Origin of the sequence: Pseudomonas haemolytica, assembly GCF_009659625.1 — a bacterium.
GTDB lineage: Bacteria > Pseudomonadota > Gammaproteobacteria > Pseudomonadales > Pseudomonadaceae > Aquipseudomonas > Aquipseudomonas haemolytica.
Genome location: NZ_VOIW01000004.1, coordinates 35,692 through 61,251 on the forward strand (window position 1 = coordinate 35,692; position 25,560 = coordinate 61,251).

Consider the following 25,560-nt stretch of genomic DNA (forward strand, 5'->3'; position numbering starts at 1 on the left):
GGCACCATGACCGGACTTATCTTGCTGCTCATCTGTGTCCTGCTCATCAGCCTGTCCATCTGGCTGTTCCAACGCGGCCTGCGCCAGGCCGGCACGGCCCGCGTGCTGGAACGCCTCGCCGACGGCCAACCCTTGCCACAGGAACCGAACGGTACTTGGATCGCAATGGAGCGGATGTTCCAGCGCGCCGGCCTGGGCAAACCCACCGACCGCCTTGGGTTGTGGTTGAGCTGCTGGGCCACAGGCTTGTTGCTGGGCTACCTGCTGGCCGACTGGCTAGGCTTGCTCGCCATGCTGGTATTGCCGCCGTTGCTGCTGCGCCTGTACATCGCCTGGCGTTATCAGCGGCGGGTGCAGCGCATGATCGAACAATTGCCGCAATTGCTTGACCACAGCGTGCGCAGCCTCAAATCCGGACGCACCCTGGCCGATGCCGTGCTGGGCGCAATCGACAGCACCGAGCCGCCCCTCAAGCAGGCCATGAGCCGCATCCAGCGCAACGTGCAAATGGGCGTGAGCCTGCCGGAGTCCGCCAGCGACTTTGCCGAGTTCTACGAGCGCGATGAATTTCGCCTGTTTGCCCTGGGCTTGAAGGTCAACCACCGCTACGGCGGCAACGCCAGCGAGTTGCTGGAAAACCTGATCAAGATGATCCGCGAGCGTGAACAGGGCGCGCGCCAACTCAAGGCCATGACTGGTGAGACGCGCATGACCGCGTACGTGCTGGCGGGCTTGCCCATCGTCATGGTCGGCTACTTCCTGATGGTCAACCCGGGCTACCTGATGAGCATGTGGAATGATGGAACCGGGCGCTACTTGTTGCTGGCCGCGGTGGCGCTCGACATATCGGGCACTTTCGTCATGTGGCGCATGTTGCGGAGTATTTGAGATGGCCCTCCTGATCAGCCTCCTGCTGCTACTCGCCGCCGTCGTCTTGATCGCCGGCAACCTGCTGGAGCAACGACGCCGCCAGCGCATGGTCAACCAACGCCTGCAAGGCCAACTGACCCGCGAGGACAAACTCGGCAGCCTGATGCGCCAACTGGGCGCCAGCTCGATGGCGCAACGCTCGGTCAGCCTGGACAACGAAACCCAGACCCTGCTCAACCGCGTCGGCTGGCGCAAGGCCAACCAACGCTCCATGTTCGCCGCCTGCCAGGTCGGCGTGCCCATCGTGTTGCTGGGCTTGACCGTGCTCGGCCAGGAGCTGCTGTTTCCCCATGCCGGCTCGCCGTGGATCGCCCCGGCGATTGCCCTGGGTATCGGCTACCTGTTGCCCAAGCGCGTGCTGGCCCTCAGCGCGAAATATCGCCAAGAGCGCATCGCACGGGAAATCTCCACGTTCATTCCACTGCTGCGCATCCTGTTCGAATCGGGCATGGCGGTTGAGCAATCGCTGCGGGTGTTGAGCACCGAGGCCCAGCGCCTGCTCCCGGACCTGACCCACGAACTGCGCCTGATCCTGGCGCGGGTCGACTCGGGCCTGGAGCTGTCGGAAGAGTTGGGCAAAACCGCGCGCCTGCTGGCCGTGGATGAGTTCACCGACACCTGCATCATTCTCCAGCAATTGATCCATCAAGGCGGCGGCGCCATGAAGTCACTGCTGGCACTCAAGCAATTGCTCGATGACCGCCGCCTGACCCGCCTGCAGGAATACATCTCGAAGATGTCGGCGAAGATGTCCGTGGTGATGATGGTGTTCCTGTTTCCCGCCTTGCTGATCGTGCTTGGGGGCCCGGCCTTTATCGCCATCGCCCGAGCCCTGAATAACTTTTGAGGAGCCTGCTATGAAACCACTGATTGTCGCCTTGAGCCTGCTGATGCTGGGCGGCTGTGCCAGCAATGGCCAGGTTCCATGGGCCGGGCTGCTGGAGCCCGGCAGTTGCCCCAAGCCCAGTTCGGACCAGGAGCTGTCCTTGAACCTGGCCGATGACATGGCCAACGAAGGCAAGCTGCACGCCAGCCTGGCCAACCTGCAGAACCTGCCCGACGCCCTGCCCCAGGTTCGCCAACGCAAAGCCTGCGCCTATCGCTTGCTGGGCCGCACTGAGGCTGAACCTTTGTACCGCAGCCTGCTGGGCACCTGCCTGGCCGCCGATGGCGAGCACGGCCTGGGGCAACTGGCCTCGGCCAAGGGCGACAACGGCCAGGCCATGGCGCACCTGCAACGTGCGGCACGGCTGGCGCCTACCGACGAAAAAATCCGCAATGACTTGGGCGTGGTGTACCTCGATCAACTGCGCCTGGAAGACGCCCGCTTTGAATTCATGACCGCCATCGAGCTCAAGCAGAGCGATCAATTGGCGGCGGTGAACCTAGTGAGCTTGCTGATCTATCAGGACAACTGGAGCCAGGCCGCAAAAGTGGTCGGTCAACTCGGGCTGAGCCCCGAGCAGGTCACCGAAGCCCAGGCCCGGGCGCAACAACTCAAGGGTTCACGCACGGCACCGGTGCGTTCTGCCAAAGACCAGGTAGCGACGGTCAGCGAAACGCTGCCGGCGCCTGTGAAATAGGGAGTCGATGATGAAATTCCATTACCTCGCCGGCCTCGCATGGCTGGCAATGCCCCTCGTGGCATCGGCCATCGAATCCGGACCGTCGTCCCCGCAGCAGACGGAAACGGAAAACTGGATGGCGCTGCAACTGAGCGGGCGCGCGGCCTCGGCCAACCCGCAGAAGACCACGCCGGCAGAACGCGAGCAGGCGCTGAAGCGCTGGTTGGACAGCAACAAGCACCCCATCCCGGAGTTCTTTGATCAGAAGGTCGGCGGGTCTGCGCAGGGCGGGAGCAAATAACCAGATATTTAAAACCCGCTGCAGCAGCGAACAAGCTCGCTGCTGCAGCGGGTTATCAGTGCGCCGTCACACGCTGGCGCATCGCCGAATTGCTCGGTGACAACGCCAGCGCCAGCTGCGTGCGGTTGTGCATATGGGTCAGTCGCAACACTTGGGACACGTAGAGCTTGACCGTGTTCTCGGTGATCCCCAGCTCACAGGCAATCTGGTAGTTGGTCTGGCCCTTGCCCACCAGGCGTGCCACATCCAGCTGGCGGGGTGACAACTGATTGAAGATCGCCGGGATCTCCACCGACCCGGCTTCATCGGCCAGTGGTTCGCCGTCACTGACCTTGGGCGCCGGGTTGCGGCGCACCTTGTCCAGGTCCATATACAAGTCATTGATGGATTCGGACAGATACTGCAACTTCTGGTTAAGCGTACCCAGTTGCAGGTCTTTTTGCCGCTCCTCCAATGCCGCTTCCTGGCGCTTGAGGCCTTCAAGCAGTTCATCAAGGTTGATCGGCTTCTGGTAATAATCGGCGATCCCCGCGCGTAGGGCCTTGATCACATCCTGCTTGTCGGCACGCCCGGTGAGCATGATCGCCTCGAACGCACGATGTTTGCCGGCGACCCGTTGCAGCGCCTGCACCAACTCGATGCCATCCATGTCCGGCATATGCAGGTCACACAGCACCAGGCCAATGAGCGGGTCTTCGCCGAAGCGCTGGATAGCTTGCTGGCTGGACTCACACGGGACACAGCGATACCCGCTGCTTTCGAGAAACTCACAGAGCTCCTCCACGATCAAAGGTTGATCGTCGACCACGAGCACTTTTACTGCAGAGATAAGCTTGTTCACGCGCTACTCCATGCCTGGCAAGCCAAAGATGACCTATCCTTTTTTGACGAAAAATCCTATACAACTACTCAATAAACGTAGACGCACTTTCTGACTATGTACATAGCATTAATCAACTCGCACGACTAATGGATCCAAGCCCAGCAGCCGGCAAACCCTGTCAAAACAAAGGGCGCAAAAGGCTGTTTTGTTGACGCCTTCTCTGCCCGCTCAGCACGGCCCGAGCCAAGCCCTTGATGTATAAGTGTCCAGGCCAACATAGCGATCCCAGCGCCGATCAGCGACCCCAGCAAATACTCGGTATTGGAGGCCAGCCCCAGGGCTGCCAGCAGCTTTACATCCCCTGCGCCAAAGCGGCCCAACGCATAACCCGGAAGGGTCAGCACCAGCGCCAATACCAAGGCCAGGCCGCCGTCGCTGCGAGGCGCGCCGAGCCACGTCGAACCCACCCAAAGCAGATAGATCAACGCCAGCAAACCGACGCCCAGGGTCAGCCCATTGGCAATCTGGCGCTGGCGAATATCCTGCACCGCACACACACCCAACCACAGCACGATCACTACATTCTGGATCACGAAAAACCATCCCTTTTTGCTCAATGATTCTATGCTGATATCAGGTACTCGCCTCAGGGTAGACGCAGTCATGAAATCAGGCCTCCCGAGAAAGCAAAAAGGTGCTGCGGCAATCGAATTTGCCTTGGTCTTCGTGGTTTTTTTTGCGGTGTTCTACGGCATGCTCAGCTACAGCTTGCCGCTGCTGTTAATGCAGTCGTTTCACCAGGCCGCGGCAGAAGGCGTGCGCCGCAGTGTGTCACTGGACCCAACCACTCCAGGCTATTCGGCCTTGGTCGTACAGCGCGCCAAAGACGCAGCGCAGGCCCAGTTGAACTGGATCCCCGGCTCGTTGAAGTTTTTGCCCGGCTATATCACCGCCACCTACACCAACAATAACTTGCTGACGGTGAAGATCACTTACCCTTCCGCCAATATCAAAGCGGTATTGCCGGCTCTGGTATTGCCTGGGGTTGGCACCGTACCGAACCTACCCACCAACCTCACCGCCACCTCGAGCCTGCAGTTTTGACGGCGGGGGATAAATTGTTCGCACGCCTGCGCGGGCGCAACAGCGTGTTGGCCCTGGACGCGCCAGCCATGCCCGCGCTGGGCCTGCACCTGCAACTGGACCACCTTGGCCATGTGTTGAGCATCATGGGCACCTTAAGACCCCTGCTTGCCCAGCACCCGGTCAACACGCCGCTGCACACCCTGCTGTGCGCCAACAGCGCGTTGAGTGTCGAAGGCGCGCCGGCGCAGTGGCAACGCCACGGCCTGGACCTCGACTTCCAGGGCGCCGCCGGCCAGGTCCTGCATACTCGCGGCTGGATGGAGCCAGAGGACGACGGCTGGGCCCTGCACCTGCTGGATATCACTGACCTGTTGGCCGACCGGGCGCTGGCGCAACAGCGCGAACAGAATCATCAAATTACCGGCCTGATAAGCGAACAACTGCGTGTATGCAGCCTCAGTCGCCTGCCCCAGGTGTTCAGCGAACACCTGCGCAGCGTGGCCCAGCGCTGGCACATACCGTGCGTCGCGATGGCGCTGCTCGACGAAGAGGACCAAGGCTGGCGCATCTACAGCCAATACGCCGCCCATGATGCCCCGGCCCTGTGGCAAACCGGGCAGCACCTGGGCACCAGCCTGGACAGCATCAACGGCAACACGCCCCTGAGCCTGGACATTGCCCAAGGCCGCAGCGACAACCCGCGCCTGCACAGCGTGTTCGGCAATGCCGACGGTTTCCTGGTGCCGTACCGCGACAGCCAGGGCCTCGCGGCCTGGCTGCTGTGTGGCTTCTACAGCGGCCAGGCGCAACACACCGGTGAGCGCGACTGGCTCAACCTGTGTGCGGCACTCGCCGCGCCGCTGCTCAGCCGCCTGCGTGAACAGCGTCACCACCAGCAACTGGAACGGGTCGAAGCCCTGCAAGGCCTGCTCGGCACCGGCTGGTGGGAACTGTTGCCCGCCACCCAGGAGATCCAGTTGGCGCCACAATTGCTGCGCAACCTGAGCCTGGAGCAAGGCCCCACCCGCCAGGCCCTCGGCACTTGGCTGGAACTGATCCACCCCGCCGATCGCCAGGCCCTCAACAGCCGTCTGCAAGACCTGCAAGCCTTGGGCAAGCCGTTGCTGACCAGCGTGCGCCTGCAACGCACAGGGGCCGAGCAGGCGCCCCTCTGGTACCGCATTCAGGGCCAGGTGCTGGGGGTCGGCAATGATCGTCGCTGGATCGGCTTCATGCTCGACATCAGCGACATCAAGAACCAGCAACTGCAAGCCGCCGCCGCCCATGCACGCCTGGACAACCTGATCGCCAGCTCACCGGCAGTGATCTATGTGCAACGCTACGTCAACGGCGCGCTGCACCCGGCGTTTTTCAGCGACAGCCTGACGCCGCTGCTGGGTTGGACTTTGGCCGACTGCAACCACGACACCCTGGCCGCACTGATCCACCCCGACGACCGCGAGCTCTACTTCGAACGCAGCCGCCACTTGCTGCGCGAAGGCAACGTACGCAGCCGCTACCGGCTACGCGACAAACAAGGCCATTACCACTGGCTGCTCGACGAAGCCAAACTGTTGCGTGACGACCTCGGCCTGCCGGTAGAAGCCGTGGGCTTGTGGCTGGACGTGACCGAGGCAACCCTGGCCGCCGAACAGGTACGCCAGAGTGAGGAACGCTACCGCATCCTGGTAGAAGATTCGCCGGCAATGATCTGCCGCTACCGCCCCGACCTGATCCTGACCTTCGGCAACACGCCGCTGGCCAATTACCTGGAATGCCTGCCCGAACACCTGCCGGGCATCGACCTAGGCCAATGGCTGTCAGATGAACAACGCGCCACCTTTGTGCAGCGCATTGCGCAACTGACCCCGGAATTTCCGGTCAGCACCGCCGAAATCAGCCTGCAATTGCCTGGGCGTGAACATGCCTGGTGGGTATGGTCGGACCGTGGCGTGTTTGATCAACACGGCACCTTGGTGGAAGTGCAAGCCGTGGGCCGCGACAACACCGAAGTGCGCCGCTCCCAACAGCAACTGACCCAAAGCGCAAAAATGGCCACCCTCGGCGAAATGGCCACCGGCCTGGCCCACGAGATCAACCAGCCGCTGAACGTGATGCACATGGCCGTCGTCAACGTGCTCAAACGCCTGGAAAGGGGCGAGGTACAAATCGACTACCTCACGGAAAAACTCCAGCGCATCGACGCCCAGGTGCAACGTGCAGCACGAGTGGTCGACCACATGCGCGTATTCGGCCGCCGCTCGGAAATCGAACAGCAACCCTTCGACCCGGCGCAGGCGCTGGAAGGCACCCTGTCTCTGCTCAGCGAAGGCCTGCGCGGCAAGGGCGTGGAAGTGCGCATCAGCCCGGCGGACTTTTCGGTGCAGGTCAAAGGCCACGTCGACCAGTTGGAACAGGTGCTGATCAACCTGATGGTCAATGCCCGCGACGCGCTGCTCAGCCAGCGCGAAAAGAACCCCGCGCTGCGCCCCTGGATTGCGCTGCACAGCGAGCACGACAGCCGCCACGTAAGAATCTGGGTCGAAGACAACGCAGGCGGGATTGACCCGCGCTTGCTGGAGCGGATTTTCGAGCCGTTCTTCACCACCAAACCCATCGGCGTGGGCACCGGGCTAGGGCTCTCGGTGAGCTATGGGATTGTGGAAAACATGGGCGGACGCCTGAGCGTCAGCAATGGCGAGGCAGGCGCGAAATTTTGCGTTGAGTTGCCCATCGTGCAAGCCTAAATCACCAGGTAAGCCCGGCCCATATGGCAGGTAAGGTTGGCACCGACTTCAGCATTGCCCAGATTAATACCCAAGGCACTGAGCAACGTGTTGACGATAGGGTCAAGGATCGGCGACAGCACGTTCTGGATCAGCCCAACCACCGCCGTAGTGATCGTCGCCAGCAAGCCGGCCACTCCCGCCAGCGCACCATTGGAAACGCTACCGCTGGGCGGCACGTAAGTCACCTGCAAGCCGTTCAAGGTGGCCGCCAGGCTGCCAACGATGTTGGCGGTGCCCGGCGCACTCTTGTAGGTCGGCGGCGCATTCATCTCAGCTACCGGCGCAAACAGGATGTTGTTGGTCTGCGCACCAATGGTGGAGTTGGCCTTCAACAGCAAGCCGCCCCCGACATTGGGCGTACGCGTAGGGCTGCACAGCAGCGTCAGCACGACGCAGTAGCGCTGACCAAAATCGATCAGCCTCACCGGCTGCACATTGACCGCAGCGGAAGAGGAAAACGCCGCCACCGGATCGACCGTACCGACCGCCAGGGTGGCGAGGGACGTGGTGGTCGTCACGGTCAAGGACTTGGAAGCCGGTGAAGCACAATTGAAATCAATGACATTGCTTTGCGCGCTGCCAGCTTCGATGTAGATAGACAGCGTCTGCGTGACATCCACGTCGGCCACATTGCACGCCACCAGGCACAGCACGCCGCCCACCACCGCCGGCAAGTTGAGGTTCAACAAACCCTTGACCACCTGCGACACCGGTGTGCCCAACCCTGTCAAGATCGAGGCCACACCAGACACGGCCTTGATGATCGGTGCCTGCACCGTCACCAATGTGCGCACTTGCGCAGTACGCACAAAAATCTGATCGGTCGGCGGGTTATTCAACAAGCCCTTCTTCGCCAACGCAGGATTGCCGATGGCCGACAACTGCGGCGGCTCGATGACTTTGGTCTGGATCGACACATTGCCCACTAGCGGAATAGCGATCTGCGCCGCCGCACTCACCGCATTCTTGCTACTGGACAATTGCGCCACCGCTTCGAGCAACTGAAACAATTGCACATTGGTATTCAGCGCCGCCGTCGGGGTGCCGGTGGCGATGTCGATCAGGTCGCCTACCGTCAACAGCTTGGTGTTCGGCGCAATCGCTTCTATCGAAATCACGTCATTGATGACCGCGGTGACCGCCGCGCCGTTTTTCTGCAAGACCTTGACCGCAGCGTCGATCAGTTGGGTGGCGGAAACCGCCGTACTGAGTAAGGCATCATAGTCGCCAGCCTTTACGTTCAGGTTGATCGCCAACTGGTCCAGGTAACTGAGCAGGTTGACGTTGGTCTGCAGAAGGCCGTTCCACCCTGCAGCAGTGAGCGACAGGTTGCCACCCAGCAAATTGCCGATGACCAGGTTTAGCAACGGGGATTTGCTCGAGTCGACGCTGGCCAGGCTGCTGCGGATCGACAGCTGCGCCACCGGCGGCGGTGTGGCCGCTACGGCAGTGGCGCTCAGGTTGATTTGCGGGGTGATCGGCGCGCCGCTGAATAGATTCCACAGGCCGTTGGCGATGCTGGTTACCACGGTGTGGGAGGCCACCACGCGGATCGCGTCGCTCTTGGTGGCATCAGCGGTAAATACGCGGGTGTTAGCGGCGTTGGTCGCCAGGGTGCCGCACGTCACGGTCAAGGTGCGGCCATTGCCCACCACAAAACCGTTGCGCGCGGCGTTTTGCGTGGCATAGGCATTGGCAGTGGTATTGCTGCCGCACTGGCCACCGAGGCCGGCCGCTTCCAGCGCCGATGTATCGGCGATGGACTGCAGCCTGCGTTTTTCCAGGTACAAGCGCCCGCTGTCGACCGCCAGCAACGTAAACACCAAGGCGAGCGCCAAGGTGCCCGCCGCCATCAAGCCAATTGCACCACGCTGCCTGGAACCGAATCGGGGAGACATCGAAGCACTCCTGCGCTAACTCTCCGGTGTTGCACTGGAGTGTAGACAAGGCTTTTGCAGCTTGCTGGCAACTCGCCATATTGGCGACTGGCGGAGGTTAGCCGGGGTTAATCAGTGCGGTGGATAGTTGGAAAGGATCTTGGTCACCGTGCTGCGAATAGCCTTGCTGCGATCTTCTGGATTAGGCGTGCTGGCCATCATTTGCTCGTCACTGCCGCGCCACACCAGTTTGCCGTCCTTGCCGTCGAGCAGGTCGATCTGGATGGTCGCCACTTTGTAGGTGATGTTGCGCGTTTCGTTGTACATCGGCGCGCCCCAGTAGCCATTCCAGGGGCCGCCCCAGGCGCCGCCGTAGTTGGTGGTGACTTGTTGCTGGCGGTCTTCGACGATCAGGTAAGCCTGCACATTCAGGTCGGCCTTGGTGCCTGCCGCTGCCGGGCGCAGGCCGCGTTGGTCAAGTTGTTCGCCCACGGCCTGGCGGATGCGTTGCTCGGTAAGGTCGCTCTTGATCCGCGGATCATCCGGGCGGTACTGCAACGCCGGGTCTTTCCAGGCCCAGTTGCGGTAGGCGCCGAAGTCTCGGCTGGCGTCGAAATCGTGGTTGACCTGGTTGCTCTGGCAACCGCCCAGCAACACAACGACAGCAAGTGCAGCGATACGACGAAACATGGTGCTTCTCCAAAAGACGACGTGAGCCTGAAATGAGAATAGCTGCTAACTAGGCGGATAGGCAGCCATTGCCTTCTGCATCGCCTTGCGCAAGCTATCGGCGCGCTCGCTCAAGCTGCCCTGGCTGGTGGTTTCCGCGCTGGTGCTCCACACCGGCTGGCGAGTGCGGGCGTCGAACAGGCTGATACGCGCCACTGCCACCGTCACTTCATAGGTGCGCACCACAGGCACGCTGTTGTACATGCCATAGCCGTTGCCGTAGCGGTTATAGCCGCCGTAGCCGTAGCCATAGTCGTCCTGGACCTGACGCAGGCGCTTTTCCAGGCGTACGTCGGCGCTCACCAGCAGGTCGGGTGCGCGGTTGTCATGCAAGGGGCGCAGGCCGCGCTGGTCGAGGGCGCCGCTGACCGCCTCGGCGACCTGCGCCGAATCGGCCCAGGCCATACCCGCCGGCAGTTGACCGTTGAGCCAGCCCCAACTGCGGTAGGCGCCATAATCGCGCACAGGCGCCGGGTAGGCGCTGGCATCAAAAGTAGTGGCCGCCTGGGCAGGAGCCGGCGGCATCGGCGCCGAAGCAGCGACGTAAGGGTTGGGGCTGGAGCACGCCCCCAGACCGAGGGATAACAGGATTAAACAGAGACGACGCATTTCGACCTCCGCAGGCTGGGCCGCTTAAACCGGACGGCAGACCCAGTGCAAATAACGCCCAAGTCCGGCAAAGCTTGGGTGACGACGGTGAGCGAGCTCCATCTCCAACAAATCCTGCAAATCGGCGCGAGCCTGGAATTCCACCGGCATATAGTCGTGGAACACCCGCACGCCACTTTGGCTTTCGACCTGCCACAACCCTTCGAGTTGCGCCGCCAACTCCCGTGGGTCGAGGGGTTGTTGCGGCGTGAGGCTCTGCTTTTCGCCGGCCATGTCGTTCTTGCGCATTTTGCGGAAGTGGCCTTTGAGCAGGTTGCGGTAAATCAACGCATCACGGTTGTAGAACGCCAGCGATAGCCAGCCACCGGGCAGGGTCAACTGGTGCAGCACCGGCAGGATGGCATGGGGTTCGGCCAGCCATTCCAGCACCGCGTGGCACAGCACCAGATCGTAAGGCTCGGTGAGTTGGCCAAGCAAGTCTTGCCAAGGTGCATGAATGAACGTCGCGGTCTGGCCGGCGTCGGCGAAGCGTTGGCGCGCACCTTCGAGCATCGGCTCAGCGGGTTCGGCCAGGGTCACCTGGTGGCCGCGCTCGGCCAGCCACAGCGACATATGCCCCAGGCCCGCACCGATATCCAGCACGCGCAACGGGCGCTGCGGCAAGGCTTCGGCCAGGTCGGCCTGGAGCACCGCCAGGCGAATCGCACCCTTGGCGCCACCGTAGATTTTTTCGGCAAAGCGCGTGGCCAACTGGTCGAAATGACGGTCACTCATGGGCAAACCGCCGTTCGCTGTCGGCCAGCTTTTCGCGTACCACTTCGTTCATATCCAGCCCCAGTTCACTGCACAGCAACAGCAGGTACAACACGATATCGCCGACTTCCTGGCCCGCATGGGCGAGTTTATCGGCGGGAAGCTGGCGGGATTGGTCTTCGGTAAGCCACTGGAAGATTTCCACCAGTTCGGCCATTTCCACGCTGGCGGCCATGGCCAGGTTTTTCGGGCTGTGGAACTGCTTCCAGTCGTTGGTATCGCGGATGCGGTGCAGGCGTTCGGTGAGGTGTTCGAGGTTCATTAGGGGGCTCCTGAATGGGTATAGCTTCAGGGGGATGGGGATTGAAGGCAAGTGAATAGCAGTGGTGTTTTCAAGGACGCCATCGGGGGCCTAGTCAACAACGCTGAACTCAATCCTGGCAGTTTGACCGGCCTCATCCAAGACGCTTAGCTGGTAACGGCCCAGCCGCTCGAAACTGGCATTGATGCTGTCCTGGTTGGCGCTATCCCCCAACGGCGCACCATTGAGGAACCACCAGCGTCGGCCGCTGCCGCCCAGGGCGGAGATTTTCAGGCGCAGGGCCTGTTGACTGGCGGCGGGCAGGCGCAGTTGATCGCCTTCGCGTACGCCCACGATGGACAACGGCGACGACGCGGCCAACGCCGGTGGCGGGCAATCGGGGTCAGGCGCCGGGATGCGCGCTTCGCGGCGTTCGATCCGTGGCAACCAGGGTTCCAGCGGCGCCGGCCACAGGGCAATATTTTTGGCCTGGGCACCAGGGCAATGGGCGTCGACCCTCAGGCCCTTGGCGTTGACCCAGATGCTTTCCATCAAGCCCACGCTCAATGGCTGGTCCAATGCCTGCAAGGTCGGTGGCGTGGTGTTGTCCAGAGTCCAGGCAAATCGCTGGCGCCGGCAATTGGGGTCGCTGCGACTCATGGGCTGGCCCAGCGGCCAACAGATCGCCGCCACGCCGATATTTGCCGGCACCGGTTTGACCGGCGCGCTGATGCCGCGCTGGCTGTCGCGGTTGGTCAATACGTCATGCACCTGCAACATCAACGGCGCCGCCGATGCCAGGCCAAATTGCCCCGGCACCGGCGTACCATCCGGCCGGCCGATCCACACCCCGATCAAATACCGCGGCCCTACGCCAATCGCCCAGGCATCGCGAAAGCCATAGCTGGTGCCGGTTTTCCACGCCAGTACCGGGCGTTGCACCAGTTCGGCACGCGGGTCGCGGTCGGGCCGCGCCTGGCCGCTGAGGATGCGCCGCACAATCCAGGCGGCCCCGGGTGACAGCAGTGGCCGCTCCCTGAGCGCATCCTCCGGCTGTAGTCGCAGGGAGGCGCTCTTGCCGTCGCGGGCCAAGGCGCTGTAGCCGCTCACCAGGTCTTCCAGGCGACTGCCTGCGCCGCCGAGGATCAGCGCCAGGTTCGGTTCAGCCAGCGCCGGCAACGCCAACGGCATACCGCCGATGCGCATCTGTGCGGCGAAGCGCTTGGGCCCGTAGGCTTCCAGCAATTGCACCGCCGGCAGGTTCAACGAACTGGACAACGCCGTGCTCGCTGGCACCGCCCCGGTGAAGCCCATGGAAAAGTTGCCCGGGCGATAATCGCCATAACGCCGCGGCACGTCCTGCAACAGCGATTCGGAGTGAATCAGGCCATCGTCCAGGGCCATGCCATACAGAAAGGGCTTCAACGTGGAGCCGGGCGAACGCAGCGCGCTGATCATGTCCACATGGCCAAAGCGCTTGGTGTCGTTGATATCCACCGAGCCCAGGTAGGCGCGCACCGCCATGCTTTCTTCCTCGACCACCAGGATCGCCGCCGAGGTGTGTTCCGGCAGGCGTGCCCGCCAGCCCAGCAGCAGGTCTTCGAGACGGCGTTGCAAGGTGGCATCCAGGGTGGTGCGGATCAGCGGCGGGCTGTCGGGGCGGTTGAGGCGGCGCGCCAGCAATGGCGCCAGGCTCGGCTCCAGGCGCGGGGCGAGCAGCAGCGGTTCTTCCAAGGCTTCATCGACCGCCGACTGCGGCCATACCTTGAACTCGGCAAGCCGGCGCAGCACTTTGTCGCGGGCCTCTTGGGCGCGCTGCGGGTGACGGTCCGGACGCAAACGACTGGGCGCCTGGGGCAATACCGCGAGCAAGGCGGCTTCAGCGTGCGTCAGTTGTGACGGTGACTTGCCCAGATACGCCCAACTCGCCGCTGCCACGCCCTGCAACGTGCCGCCGAAAGGTGCACGGTTCAGGTACAGGTTGAGGATTTCGTCCTTGGACAGGTGCCATTCCAACTGCGCGGTACGCCACAGCTGGCGCAACTTGCCATGCAGGGTGCGTGAATGCGGGTCGAGCAAGCGCGCCACTTGCATCGACAAGGTGCTGCCGCCGGATACCACCCGTGCGCCGCTCAGGTTTTGCCACGCCGCCCGCACCAGCGCCAGCGGGTTTACCCCAGGATGCTGGTAAAACCACCGGTCTTCGTAAGTGAGCAGCGCGTCGAGGTAATACGGCGACACCTCGCTGGTGTGCACTGGGTAGCGCCACACTCCATTGGCATCGGCAAATCGCCACAGCGGCGTGCCATCCTCGGCCAGCACCACCCGGGCCAGGTCGTCCTGGGGCAGGGGCAATGGCCAGATCCGATCCGCCAGCCACAACAAGGTCATCACCAACAGCAAGCTCGCCAGGGTCCAGCGGGCAACAAAACGCAAATTCAAACGGCTAAACCTCTATGCTTCAGGGAACTAGCCACGCCCCATCGCGACAAAAGGCTCAGTGCTGGCAATTTCGTCCACTTATTCATCGAGACACACCTATGCAAGCAGACTTTTTTGGATGGCTGGGTAACACACTCGGCTTGATCATCCACTACATCATCGAGTTCTTCAGTGGGCTGTTCAATATGCTATCCAACGCCGGCGGCAACTTTGTCGATGGGATGTCTCGAGCGCTAGGCATGGACACCTCGATCATCAGCATCATCACCCTGATCGTCGGCCTGCTCTTCCTTTACTCGGCAGTACGCGCCTTTATGCGGGCCTCGATCATCGTGGGGATCATCTGGCTGATGCTGGGCCTGTGGTTGCTCAGCTGGGTTGTGCACTGATCTGCTGTGGGAGGGCTTGAGCCCTCCCACATTCAACCCCATTCCAAATTGAGCTGTCAGCGGCCCTTGATCACCATATCCACCGGCGTCTCACCCACCGCCTGCCAATTGGGCCGATACATCGACTCCACCTGCGGCGGCGGCACGCGATAGGTCCCCGGCGTCACCGCCCGCGCCAAGTACAGCAAGTGCGTGGTGCCGTAGCCGTCCAGATTCATCGCCGCCACATAGCGATCATCCCTGAACTCCTGATGCTTGAGCGATGCGTTCTGCATTGACTCGCGCCATTGCTTGACTTGGCTGCTGGCGTTTTCCAGGCTGGCCGCGCTTTGTGCCAGGTTCTGGTTTTCCAGTTCCAGGCCGGCGGGCAGCAGGTCTACCACCAGGGCATCCGGCACGCGCTGCTTGGCGCTGACGGCCAAGTGCACCAGCACCAGGTCACCGCTGTTGAGGTTACGCAGATTCAACGCCTGGCCGTCCATGCCCAGGTATTCGCGGCGGATACTCAGGTTTTCACCACCGGCCGCTGGCGGCATTTGTGGATAACCCGAGATCGTCAACTGCTGGTACACCGGTGCGTCACCCTGATTGCTCAAGGCCAGGTCGCTGGACAGCAGTTTGCCTTCCAACTCCAGCGTCGATTGCTGATTATTCAACTCATGCAACCCGCCGCTGCCGGTGAGCGACACCTGCCAGCTCGCTTCTGGCTTGGCAAACCCAAGACGCCCGGCCAGGAACAGCGAATTACGCTCCTGGGTCGACAGGTACGGGCTGGCAGCCAACTGGTCCGACAGGGTGAACAAACGCTCTTCACGCTGGCCCTTGGCCAAGTCATTTTCTTCCAGCAATGCCAGGATCATCGCCTGGTCACGCAACGGGCTGCCGTAGTCGGCCAACCACGCCTTGCTATCGCGCTGCGCCGCCAACCCGGCCAACAACGCCTGATCCGCACGCGGTTGATCGCCCATTTTCTGCAGGGCGATGGCCAACTGCACCAGCGGCAACCCGGAGCGCGCATCACTGCGCCGCTCGAACAGGCTACGCAACGCCCCCAACGGTGCCTGCTGACTGCGTGCCAACACCATGCCGGCGTAAGCCTGCACGGCAAAGCGCGTGTGCTCGGCGTTGTCGCTGTAGTCGACTTCGATCAGGTTGCGCTCCTGCACATACCGCAGCAGGCGCTCGCTGGCCTTCTTCAAGGCTTCAGGCGGTACGGCAAAGCCCTGGTCGCGAGCGCGCAGCAGGAAGTCGGTGACATACGCGGTCAACCAATATTCTTCCTCGCCGTCGGCGCCCCATAAACCAAAGCTGCCGTTGTAGCGCTGCATGCCCAGAAGGCGTTCGATGCCCAACTCGATCTTGCGCTTGCGCTCGGCATCCGGCTCGCCCTTGATGCTCAGGCGCTTGAGCAGCGCGTCATCGGCATACAGCGACGGATAAAGGCCACTGGCGGTTTGTTCCAGGCAACCATAGGGGTACGCCTTGAGCGCACTGATCTGCGCGCCAAGGTTCAACGGTGGCCGACTCGACAGGCTCAACAGCGCCTGGCGCCCCGAGGCATAGAACTGATCCAGCGCGCCCGATGGCAAGCTCCATGGCTGGTCCTTGAGCACTGCGCGGTACTGCTTGAGCAGTGCCGGGTACGCCGGGCGCACGCCCAAGGTCCATTCGCGGCTGAACGGCGGCAGGTTTTCACCCGGCAGGTCCAATCCGTTAACGGTGACCTTGACCTTACCCTGGCCCAATCCACCCCAAGCTTTCACTGGGATGCGCAAGGTGGTGCGCTGGCCTTGCTTGAGTTCAACCGATTGCGTACCACTGTTGACCAGTTCCACCTGCCCTTCAGTCGTCAGTTGCACATCGAGCTTCTGCGCCTTGCCCGACAGGTTGGAGAGGTCCAGGGCCAAGGTGGTCTGGTCGCCTCCCGCCAGGAAGCGCGGTGCCGACAATTCGGCAATCAACGGCGCGGCGATCACGGTCTTGCCTTCGGCCATGCCGTAGCGATCATCGCTCCAGGCCTGGGCCATCAGGCGCAGCTCGCCATTGAAGTCGGGGATATTGACGCTGACTTCGCCCTCGCCATTCTCGTTCAAGGCCACCGGCGCGCTTTGCAGGGCGACGATGGTCACGCTGGTGTCCGGGCGCTTGCCGCCCTTGGCCAACGCCGCGTCGCCACCAAATGCCAGGCTGGCCAGGCGCCCCTGGCCGGCTTCGATCAACTGGCCGTAGATGTCGAACTGGTCGACGCCATAGGCTTTGCGACCAAACAGGCTGGCATACGGATCGGGCGTGGGGTATTCGGTGATATTGAGGATGCCCACGTCCACCGCCGCCAGCAGTACATGCACCTGTTTCGGCACGCTGCCATCGGCGTTCTTGGCGGCGATCTTCACCGTCAGCGGTTGTTTGGGGCGCATTTTTTCCGGCGCGGTGAGGGTTAGGCCAAGTTTGCGCTGGGTGCGATCCAGCGGCAGGTGCAGCAGGCCTACGGCGCGTTTTGGCGTGATATTGGCTTTGCGCTCGCCGGGGCGGATCACCAGGGCGCTCACATACAGATCATGGCGCGACCATTTAGGGTCGAGCTTCACCGCAAAGCTTTTGCCTTCGGCCGGCACGTCGATTTCCTGCCACCACAGCGGGCCTTCGGCGGACTCCACCAGCAGGTAGCCTTTACCGGCAGCCGGTGGGGTGACGGTGACGTTGGCGGTATCGCCATCGCCATAGGCGGGTTTATCCAGCGCCAACTTGACCTGGTCGGGGCGCACGGCGCCGCCTTCGGTGTTGTCCTGGGCCTGGTAGCCGGCCCAGAAACGCACACTGCTGATGAGCCCGGTCTGCGGGTCTTCAACCTCGACGCGGTAAGGACCCCACTCCACCTGGAAGCTGACCTTGGCGGTGTCGCCGGCCTTGATGTTCAGGGTCTGCTCGTCGAGGTTGAGGAATTTCTCATTGAAGTGATAGCTCCAGCCGTCATTCTCCGAGTAGTTCCAGTAGTAGTCACGGCGCTCGCGCACCAGGCGTACCTTGAGGTTTTGCGCGGCCAGTTTCTGCCCGTCCTGGTTGGCCACCAGCACTTCGAATTCCACCGGGCCATCGCCGTTGGTTTCCTTGCCGTCAAACAACCCGCGCAGGCCCGGCAGTTGCTCGGCCGGCCAGATCGGCTGCACCAGGCGCCGAGTGATCGGCCGCCCGCCAGACTCTTGCAGGCTGGCTTGCACAATCAATTGCAACGGCGATTTGGCCTCGGCCCACTTGCTTTCCAGGGTCAGCGCTTGCTCGCCATTGGCGTCGAGCACGCTTTCGTCCAGCTCGAAATCCTGGCTCAGCTCTTCTTCGGTGACGGAACCAAACTGGTAGCCCGGCAGGGATTTGACTGCTTCACGCAGCGGGCGCACGTAGACCTGGCCGCTGACCCGATTACCGGATGCCGGCGCGCCATACAGATAACGCCCGTTGACCTGGATGACCGGGTTATCCGCCGGGCTCAGTGCCGTGTCGCTGCCCTTGAGTTCCAGCGCCAGACGCTCGGGCAGGAAGTCTTCGACGAGGAACTCATACAGCTTTGGCTTGCCATCGCCGAGGTCGAACACCAACTGCCAGCGCCCGGTCGGCGCTTCGCCGGCCAGTTGCAGCGGGTATTGATACAGGCCGGAGGCATCGGCCTCCCACACGAACTTGCGGCTCACTTGCTCATCCGGGCGGCGCACTTCAACGCTCACCGGCTGCGGCTTGACCGCGTTGCCATCCTTGTCGCGCAACAGCGCGTTGAGCAACACCGTTTCACCGGGGCGATACAGGTCCCGCGGGCCGAACACAAAGAACTGCAACGGGTGGGACGGCTGCCCGCCGATATCGAACTCAGCCAGATCCAGCGCGGCGCTGTCCAAGCGCAACAGGCTGGTTTGTTCACCCTGCTTGGCCAGCAATACCTGGGCCTTTTTCGGCAGCGGCAACTCGGCGTGCCCACCGTCTTCGGTCTTGCCCTGGCCGAGCACGCGGCCTTCGGCATCGAGGATTTCAAGCTCTACGCCGTTAAGCGCCTTGCCGCCTTCCAACGCCTGGGTAAACACGTCCAGGCGATTGGCATAGCGATGCACCGACAGGCCGATATCACTCAAGGTAAACAGCGTGGCCGGTTGCGAATAGTTGTAGGTGCCCGAAGCACGCATCACCGCCAGGTACACACCCGGCTGCTGCAATTGCTTGAGGCCGGCAATCGGCAGCAGCAGGGTTTCGCGGGTGTTGCGCGCCGGGTTCAGGTCGAAACGCCCGCCGTAGACCAGATCCGCCATCGGCAGCAGTTCACGGGACTCATAGCTTTGCAGACTGGTATTGCGCCCCCACTGGGCCAGGAACGACGGCAGGGATTCAGGTTTGATACGGAAGAATTCCACGTCGATCTTGTCGACATTCAGCGCGATCACCGGCAGGCCCTCGGCCAGGCGTGTCGGCAGCAACGTGCCACGGCTGGCGAAGCCGACGGTGGCTTGCAGGTCGCGGGTTTCCAGGCGAGCGGTGTATTCGGCGGCGAGTGTGTTGTCATTGACCGCCTTCACCCCAGCGTCGACCGTCAGCACCAGCTTGCGCTGCGGTTCGAGGTGGCGCAGGCGCAGTTCCATCAGGTTATCGGAAAGCTCCCAGGCGCCATCCACCTTGCCGGACTTGCTGTCCACCAGGTGCAGCTTGTCGGCGAACTTCTGATCCGGGTCCAAGGGAATGGAAAAACTCACCGACAAGGTGCTGGCCCCATCCAACTGCACCTCGGACACGTCCACCACGCTTAACTCACGCCCGGCATAACGCTGCTTCAACGCCGCCACGTCCACCGCCGCCTTGGCGGGTTTGGGCGCTACGCTTGCCGCGGCGGAAGCCGTCGGTGCAGCCGGTTTATCGGAAGAATCACAGGCGCTCAGCAGGGCCAGCGCGCAAGCGAGGAACAGTCCTTTGTTAAACATGGGGCACTCGTAGTCAGAGGGAACCGAGGGGTGAACTATATATCAGCGCCGGCCAAGCCGCTGTGGCGCTGGTCACATTGACCGACGGAGGGCAGTTTGGTTCTGGCCGCCATCCAGGCCAAACCAAATCCCACAAACAATGCAGACACAAAATGTGGGAGGGGGCTTGCCCCCGATGGCGGTGTGTCAGTCACTGATATTTTGACTGACCTACCGCTATCGGGGGCAAGCCCCCTCCCACATTGGTTCTGGGTACAATGCCGCTCCACCAAGGAGCCCTCATGACCGCCCTGCTCGCCGACTGGCGCCACCGCCCCACCCACCGCCGCGTCTGGGCCTTGGCAGCGCCGATGATCCTGTCGAATATCTCCGTGCCGCTGGTGGCCCTGGTCGACAGCATGGTCATCGGCCACCTGCCCCACGCCCATCAACTGGGCGCCGTGGCCGTCGGCGCCAGCCTGTATACCTTCCTGGCGTGGGCCATGGGCTTCCTGCGCATGGGCTCCACCGGGTTCGCCGCCCAGGCCGCCGGGCGCAACGATGGTGCGGCGCTGCGGCAAATTCTGTTGCAGGGCTTACTGCTGGCGCTGGGCCTGGCGATGCTATTGGGCACCGTGGGCATTCCGCTGAGCCATCTGGCCCTGGAGTGGATGCAGCCGTCCCCCGAGCTCAATCAACTGACCCGCGACTTCTTCCACACCCGCCTGTTTGGTCTGCCCGCCGCACTCGCCAGCTATGCATTGGTTGGCTGGTTCCTTGGCACGCAGAATGCCCGGGCGCCGTTGGCGATTTTGCTGACCACCAACCTTGTGAACATTGCGCTTAACTTGTGGTTCGTCCTCGGACTGGACTGGGGCGTGGTCGGATCTGCACGCGCCTCGGTGATCGCTGAGTGGACCGGCGCCCTGCTCGGCCTGGCGCTCACGCAAAAAGCCCTGCGCGCCTACCCCGGGCATATTGCCTGGGCCGCGCTGAAACTATGGCAAAGCTGGCGCCCGTTACTGGCGGTCAACCGCGACATCTTTATCCGCAGCCTGGCCTTGCAGTCGGTGTTTTTCATGATCACGGTGCAAGGCGCACGCCTGGGCGATGCCACGGTTGCAGCCAATGCCTTGCTGCTCAATGGGCTGTTGCTGACGGCGCATGCTCTGGACGGTCTGGCCCATGCAGTCGAGGCCCTATGCGGCCACGCCATCGGCGCCCATGACCGCCAGGCGCTGCGCCGCTCGTTGGTGGTTGCCTGCGGTTGGTCACTGATCGCCAGCATCGGTTTCGCCCTCTTGTTCACCTTGGGCGGCCACCTGTTTATCGCCATGCAAACCGATATTCCCAGCGTGCGCGAAACGGCCGATATCTACCTGCCTTACCTGGCGGTATTGCCGTTGATTGCTGTGTGGAGTTATTTGCTCGATGGCCTGTTTATCGGCGCGACACGGGCGCGGGAAATGCGCAATGGGATGTTGCTGACAGTGATAATAGTGCTGCCGGTTGCCTGGGCGCTGCAAGGGCTGGGTAACCACGGGCTGTGGATCACCTTCCTGCTGTTTATGGCGGTGCGCAGCCTGACGCTGTGGGCGATTGCCTGGCGGCTGAATCGGCAGGGGCTTTGGCTGGGGGGATGAGATCCAGATGTGGGAGCGGGCTTACTCGCTCCCACATTGAATCGCTGTCAGCTGATATTACGAGGACAGGTAGGAAGAACGAGTCAAGCCAAGGCGCAACGCATCCAGGAACTGGGTGCGCTCAGACGCGGAGATCTTCGCGCTGGCACACTTGTCACGGTAGTGAGTCATCAACTCCTCCGGCGACAAGTGCACATAGCGCAGCATGTCTTCGATGGTGTCGTGGGTCTCGATCCCGGCGCTGTACACCGAACCGTCTTCGCGCTGGTAGATGTTCACCGAGTCGGTGTCACCGAACAGGTTGTGCATGTCACCCAGGATTTCCTGGTAGGCACCCACCAGGAAGATGCCCAGCAGGTAATCCTCACCTTCGTTCAAGCCATGAACCGGCAGGCTGGTCTCGATGCTCTGCTCGTCGACGTATTGCTTGATCTTGCCGTCGGAGTCGCAGGTCAGGTCTTGCAGCACGGCGCGGCGCAGTGGCTCTTCGTCCAGACGGTGCAGCGGCAGGATCGGCAATACCTGGCCGATGGCCCAGGTATCCGGCAGGCTCTGGAATACCGAGAAGTTGCAGATGTACTTGTCGGCCAGCTTGTCGTTGAGTTCGTCCAGCACCTGGCGGTGCGAGCGCTGGCGGGCTTTCAACGAGTTGTGCAGGCGGCGGCACACGGCGAAGTAGCACTGTTCGGCCAGGGCTTTTTCCGCCAGGGTCAGTTTGCCGTCGGCGTACTGGGTGGCCACGTCGCTCATGTAGTGGGTGGCACGCCAGTAGGTTTCGGTGACCATCTCGATGTCGGTCGGGCCCAGCAGGTCCACCAGCCACTGCACGGTTTCCGGCAGGCTTTCCTTGTTCTCGATGAGCGGGATTTCGTCGTTGTGCTTCTCGACGTCAGTCACCTGCACCACCAGCATGGCGTGGTGGGCGGTCAGGGAACGGCCGCTTTCGGAGAAGATGTTCGGGTGCGGCAGGCTCTGCGCATCGCAGAATTCCTTGAGCATGCCCACCACCACGCCGGCGTAGTCGTCCATGTCGTAGTTGATCGAGCTGGCGTTACGCGAGTGGGTACCGTCGTAGTCCACGCCCAGGCCACCGCCGACGTCGATATGGTCCACCGGCAGACCGAGGTTGCGCAGTTCGCCGTAGTAACGAATGGCTTCCTTGAACCCGTGCTGGTAGTCGGCCAGGTTGGCGATCTGCGACCCCATGTGGAAGTGCAACAGGCGGATGCCCTGGTCCAGGCCTGCCGCGCGGAAGCGCTCGACAACCGACAGCAACTGCGCCGCCGACAGACCGAACTTGGACTTCTCGCCACCGGTGTCCGCCCACTTGCTCGATGCCAGGGACGACAAACGCACACGCAGGCCGACCTGTGGCTTGACCTTGAGGCTCGCCGCCTCTTCGATCACCAGCTCAACTTCGGATTCTTTCTCGATCACGATGAACACATTGTGGCCGAGCTTCTGACCCATCAGCGCCAGGCGAATGAACTCGCGGTCTTTGTACCCGTTGCAGACGATGGTGCCGCCCTTCGGCGCCAGGGCCAGCACTGCCAGCAGCTCAGGCTTGGAGCCGGCTTCCAGGCCAATGGAGACATTCTGGGTGGCGATGATGTTCTCGATCACCGCTTCCTGCTGGTTCACCTTGATCGGGTACAGCGCGGTGTACTTGCTCTGGTATTCCAGGCGCTCGATGTTCGAATCGAAAGCACCGGTCAACTGGCGCACGCGGTCTTGCAGAATGTCGGGAAAGCGCACCAGCAGCGGCAGCGACAGGCCGCTCTTGCGCAGTTCATCGACTTGCTCGTAGAGGTCGACAGGTGTGCTGTTCGGGCCGTTCGGACGGACTTCTACGCGACCGGCTTCATTGATCGCGAAATAACCGGCCCCCCAATGGCGAATCCCGTAAACACTGCGGCTGTCCGCAACTGTCCATTGGCTGCCATCGTCTTTGCGTGTGCGTCGTACGGACATCGAAGTCCCCTATAAATGAAGTCGAAGACACCGCCCCGGTTCAGGGCTGGCGCAGTCTAAAGAATGAAAATGACGATTTGCCTGCAAGGGAGGTAGACCCCACTCGCAGGACAGAGTTTAGCCACAGGTTGGGAAGAGGCTTTCAGCCGCCGGACTTCTTGGCCTTGTACCCGAGCTTGATCAGCTCGGCCAACAGCAATTGGACGTGATCGCCCTGGATCTCGATGACCCCGTCTTTCAACGCGCCACCGGTGCCACAGCGCTTTTTCAGCGTGGTGGCCAGTTCCTTGAGCGCCTCTTCGGCCAGGGGCACGCCGGTGATGGTGGTCACCGTCTTGCCGCCACGGCCCTTGCTCTCGCGGCGCACGCGGGCAATGCCGTCGCCTTCAGGGATCAGGGTCTGTCTGCAGGTGCACGAATCCACGGGCTGACGACAGTCCGGGCAGTGTCGACCTGCGTCGGTGGAAAATACCAGGCCACCAAGGGCGGCGAAGGATGCGGCTTTTTTGGCCACCGGCAATCCTCTTGGGAGGATGAAGACTGATCGGCCTGCGCCATGGGGCTAGACCGACCGCGAAGCCCCACTCAGGCAGGGGCAGCGCTACCGAACCGCCAAGGTGGTTCGGGTGAAAAGGCGCGCAGTGTAACGGCAAAAAGCAAAGTTGCTAAGAGCCAAATGGCGCCAATTTATGCAACTTTAGCGACGTGAGGCCAGATAGCGCCGCAGGCCCTCTTGGGCGTCCGGGCAGTAAGGCTTTTGCTTGGCTTCGCGCAGCACGGTTCTGATCGGTAAAAAGCGCGCTTCCATCACCTCTTCGGGCTGCAGGCGCAGGGAACTGTCCCACACGGCGGAGTAAGATTTGCACCAAAGCCGGCTGTCGCCTTCTTCGAAATAGAAATGGTCATGCTCGGTCAATGGCACACCGCTGACACCCAGCTCTTCTTCCAGCTCGCGGGCTGCCGATTGCGCATAGGATTCACCGGCCGCGACCATCCCGCCCGCCGCCGTGTCCCAAAACCCGGGATACAGCGCCTTGCTCAGGGTGCGTCGATGCACGCACAGCTCGCCCTTGGAATTGAACAGGAAGATAAAGGTGCAACGGCCGATCAGACCGCGCTGGCGAAGATCGGACCTGACCAGGTGGCCGAGCAGGTTGTCCTGCTCGTCGACCCAGCAGATCAGTTCGGCGTCGGAGGCCGCACGGTGTGCGACCTCCCTGGAGGAAGCGTCCATCATCAACCCTGGTTGAGGAGCTGACGCAAGTCGATCACTGCAGCGTTTGCCCGGGAAATGTAATTGGCCATTACCAGCGAATGGTTCGCCAGTACACCAAAGCCACTGCCGTTAAGAATCATAGGGCTCCAGACCGGTTCCTGCGAGGCTTCCAGCTCACGAATGATCTGGCGCACGCTGACGGTGGCATTTTTCTTGGCCAGCACATCGGCAAAGTCGACTTCGATGGCGCGCAGCAGGTGGGACAGGGCCCACGCCTGGCCACGGGCCTCGTAGAACACGTTGTCGATCTGCATCCATGGGGTTTCCACCACTTCTTCATCGACCTGCGGCACTTCGCCCGGCGCCAGCGCCTCGGTTTTCAGTGCGGTATTGAGCTTGACCCGGCCCACGCTGGCCGACAGACGCTGGGACAACGAGCCCAAACGGGTAGCGACATCGCCCAGCCAGTTGTTCAGGTTATCGGCACGCGCATAAAACAGCGCGCCGCGCTGGTTCGGGTCGGACAGGCGCGCCTCGTAGCGGCTCAGGGAATTGATGCCTTCCTGGTATTCCGACTCGCTGGAGGGCAGCACCCAGCTCTTGTTATCGAAGTTGAAACGCGGCTCGGCCTTGGCCAAATCAGCATCTTCAGCCGACTGCGACTGGGAGCGGGCGAAATCTTTACGCAGGGCGCGGGTCAGGTCACGTACCTGCACCAGCACGCCATATTCCCAGCTCGGCATGTTGTCCATCCACAGGCCAGGCGGGAAACGGTCGTTGGAGATGTAGCCGCCAGGCTTGTTCAGCAAGGTGCCGACCACGCTCTTGAGGGTTTCGACGGTGGTATAGCCCACCACCATCTGCTTGCCGTCCTTCTCGGCGGCAAGCTGGGCGTTTTGCTGGACCGGGAACAGCGCCGGCTCCTGGCTCCAGTACCAACCCAGACCACCGGTGACCAGCAGGTACAGGCAGATCACGCTGAGCAAGGCTCGGCTCATCAGCAGGTTGCGAAAATAGCTGCGGTTGGCCGACTTGGGCTCAGGGGCGGGGCCTTTGGCACTGCCTGCACGGTTTTTCCAGTCCAGCATGGCGATATCCTTTCAATCACTTGAGTTCATGCACGTCAATTGTCCGGGTGCGTTCAGACACTCCGACCACAACCCTAACCCATCGTGCCCATCGGTGCGGGGCTTTTGCGTGAA

The 25,560-nt window shown here is 62.1% G+C and carries 21 protein-coding genes; 8 read left to right on the forward strand and 13 right to left on the reverse strand.

Annotation, left to right across the window (positions count from 1 at the left end; all coding sequences use genetic code 11):
* Positions 1-6 precede the first annotated feature (6 nt).
* Genes FRT59_RS14040 through FRT59_RS14055 form a run of 4 tightly spaced genes read left to right on the forward strand, consistent with a single transcriptional unit; the run spans position 7 to position 2,796 of the window.
* Positions 7-888 carry a type II secretion system F family protein gene (locus FRT59_RS14040; protein WP_153838775.1) on the forward strand — a complete coding sequence of 294 codons (882 nt, stop codon included), beginning with the start codon at positions 7-9 and terminating at the stop codon, positions 886-888.
* Position 889: 1 nt separating this feature from the next.
* Positions 890-1,777, forward strand: coding sequence for a type II secretion system F family protein (locus tag FRT59_RS14045; protein ID WP_034117543.1), 888 nt, complete (start codon positions 890-892; stop codon positions 1,775-1,777).
* 10 nt (positions 1,778-1,787) lie between these two features.
* Positions 1,788-2,513 (forward strand): tetratricopeptide repeat protein, encoded by a 726-nt coding sequence (locus FRT59_RS14050; protein WP_153871483.1) that lies wholly within the window; start codon positions 1,788-1,790, stop codon positions 2,511-2,513.
* 10 nt (positions 2,514-2,523) lie between these two features.
* The gene (locus FRT59_RS14055; protein WP_153871484.1) at positions 2,524-2,796 is read left to right on the forward strand and encodes a DUF3613 domain-containing protein; all 273 of its coding nucleotides are present in this window, start codon (positions 2,524-2,526) and stop codon (positions 2,794-2,796) included.
* A gap of 55 nt (positions 2,797-2,851) precedes the next feature.
* On the opposite strand, the gene FRT59_RS14060 is transcribed toward FRT59_RS14055, so the two are convergent.
* Together FRT59_RS14060 and FRT59_RS14065 are read right to left on the reverse strand one after the other, a co-directional pair.
* Positions 2,852-3,637: a response regulator gene (locus tag FRT59_RS14060; RefSeq protein ID WP_034117540.1), complete on the reverse strand. Its 786-nt coding sequence runs from the start codon at positions 3,635-3,637 to the stop codon at positions 2,852-2,854.
* A 125-nt stretch (positions 3,638-3,762) separates the two neighbouring features.
* Complete coding sequence (locus FRT59_RS14065) at positions 3,763-4,212, reverse strand: prepilin peptidase (RefSeq protein ID WP_034117539.1); 450 nt, start codon at positions 4,210-4,212, stop codon at positions 3,763-3,765.
* A gap of 70 nt (positions 4,213-4,282) precedes the next feature.
* Here FRT59_RS14065 and FRT59_RS14070 point away from each other — a divergent pair, with 70 nt between their 5' ends.
* Entirely contained in the window at positions 4,283-4,723 is a 441-nt protein-coding gene (locus tag FRT59_RS14070; RefSeq protein WP_034117538.1) for a TadE/TadG family type IV pilus assembly protein, read from the forward strand.
* Positions 4,720-7,452: an ATP-binding protein gene (locus tag FRT59_RS14075; protein WP_153871486.1), complete on the forward strand. Its 2,733-nt coding sequence runs from the start codon at positions 4,720-4,722 to the stop codon at positions 7,450-7,452. Before FRT59_RS14070 ends, FRT59_RS14075 begins: the two co-directional genes overlap by 4 nt.
* Here the strand turns inward: FRT59_RS14075 and FRT59_RS14080 are convergent.
* From FRT59_RS14080 to pbpC, 6 genes are all read right to left on the reverse strand, one after another.
* On the reverse strand, positions 7,449-9,392 hold the full coding sequence (locus FRT59_RS14080; protein ID WP_153838770.1) for a pilus assembly protein TadG-related protein: 1,944 nt from the start codon (positions 9,390-9,392) through the stop codon (positions 7,449-7,451). The two genes, FRT59_RS14075 and FRT59_RS14080, sit on opposite strands and share 4 nt — an antisense overlap.
* Positions 9,393-9,503: 111 nt before the next feature.
* Positions 9,504-10,061: a DUF4136 domain-containing protein gene (locus tag FRT59_RS14085; protein WP_034117535.1), complete on the reverse strand. Its 558-nt coding sequence runs from the start codon at positions 10,059-10,061 to the stop codon at positions 9,504-9,506.
* Between the two features lie 45 nt (positions 10,062-10,106).
* Positions 10,107-10,709, reverse strand: a complete 603-nt coding sequence (locus tag FRT59_RS14090; RefSeq protein WP_153871487.1) for a DUF4136 domain-containing protein — start codon at positions 10,707-10,709, stop codon at positions 10,107-10,109.
* A gap of 24 nt (positions 10,710-10,733) precedes the next feature.
* Positions 10,734-11,483, reverse strand: coding sequence for a methyltransferase (locus FRT59_RS14095; RefSeq protein WP_153871488.1), 750 nt, complete (start codon positions 11,481-11,483; stop codon positions 10,734-10,736).
* Positions 11,476-11,784 (reverse strand): MazG-like family protein, encoded by a 309-nt coding sequence (locus FRT59_RS14100; protein WP_034117532.1) that lies wholly within the window; start codon positions 11,782-11,784, stop codon positions 11,476-11,478. Before FRT59_RS14100 ends, FRT59_RS14095 begins: the two co-directional genes overlap by 8 nt.
* A gap of 90 nt (positions 11,785-11,874) precedes the next feature.
* Positions 11,875-14,205, reverse strand: a complete 2,331-nt coding sequence (gene pbpC, locus FRT59_RS14105) for a peptidoglycan glycosyltransferase PbpC (protein ID WP_153871489.1) — start codon at positions 14,203-14,205, stop codon at positions 11,875-11,877.
* A gap of 98 nt (positions 14,206-14,303) precedes the next feature.
* On the opposite strand from pbpC, the gene FRT59_RS14110 reads away from it, so the two are divergent.
* Positions 14,304-14,594 (forward strand): hypothetical protein, encoded by a 291-nt coding sequence (locus FRT59_RS14110; protein ID WP_034117531.1) that lies wholly within the window; start codon positions 14,304-14,306, stop codon positions 14,592-14,594.
* 56 nt (positions 14,595-14,650) lie between these two features.
* On the opposite strand, the gene FRT59_RS14115 is transcribed toward FRT59_RS14110, so the two are convergent.
* Positions 14,651-19,549, reverse strand: coding sequence for an alpha-2-macroglobulin family protein (locus FRT59_RS14115; RefSeq protein WP_153871490.1), 4,899 nt, complete (start codon positions 19,547-19,549; stop codon positions 14,651-14,653).
* 281 nt (positions 19,550-19,830) lie between these two features.
* Here FRT59_RS14115 and FRT59_RS14120 point away from each other — a divergent pair, with 281 nt between their 5' ends.
* A complete protein-coding gene (locus FRT59_RS14120) occupies positions 19,831-21,171 on the forward strand; it encodes an MATE family efflux transporter (RefSeq protein ID WP_153871491.1) in 1,341 nt (446 codons plus the stop codon).
* Positions 21,172-21,228: 57 nt separating this feature from the next.
* Here FRT59_RS14120 and speA read toward each other — a convergent pair whose 3' ends face one another.
* From speA to FRT59_RS14140, 4 genes are all read right to left on the reverse strand, one after another.
* Entirely contained in the window at positions 21,229-23,142 is a 1,914-nt protein-coding gene (gene speA / locus FRT59_RS14125; protein ID WP_034117528.1) for an arginine decarboxylase, read from the reverse strand.
* 142 nt (positions 23,143-23,284) lie between these two features.
* Entirely contained in the window at positions 23,285-23,656 is a 372-nt protein-coding gene (locus tag FRT59_RS14130; RefSeq protein WP_034117527.1) for a translation initiation factor Sui1, read from the reverse strand.
* A 183-nt stretch (positions 23,657-23,839) separates the two neighbouring features.
* The gene (locus tag FRT59_RS14135; RefSeq protein WP_153871728.1) at positions 23,840-24,376 is read right to left on the reverse strand and encodes an NUDIX hydrolase; all 537 of its coding nucleotides are present in this window, start codon (positions 24,374-24,376) and stop codon (positions 23,840-23,842) included.
* A 2-nt stretch (positions 24,377-24,378) separates the two neighbouring features.
* Positions 24,379-25,446 carry a DUF2333 family protein gene (locus FRT59_RS14140; protein WP_153871492.1) on the reverse strand — a complete coding sequence of 356 codons (1,068 nt, stop codon included), beginning with the start codon at positions 25,444-25,446 and terminating at the stop codon, positions 24,379-24,381.
* Positions 25,447-25,560 lie beyond the last annotated feature (114 nt).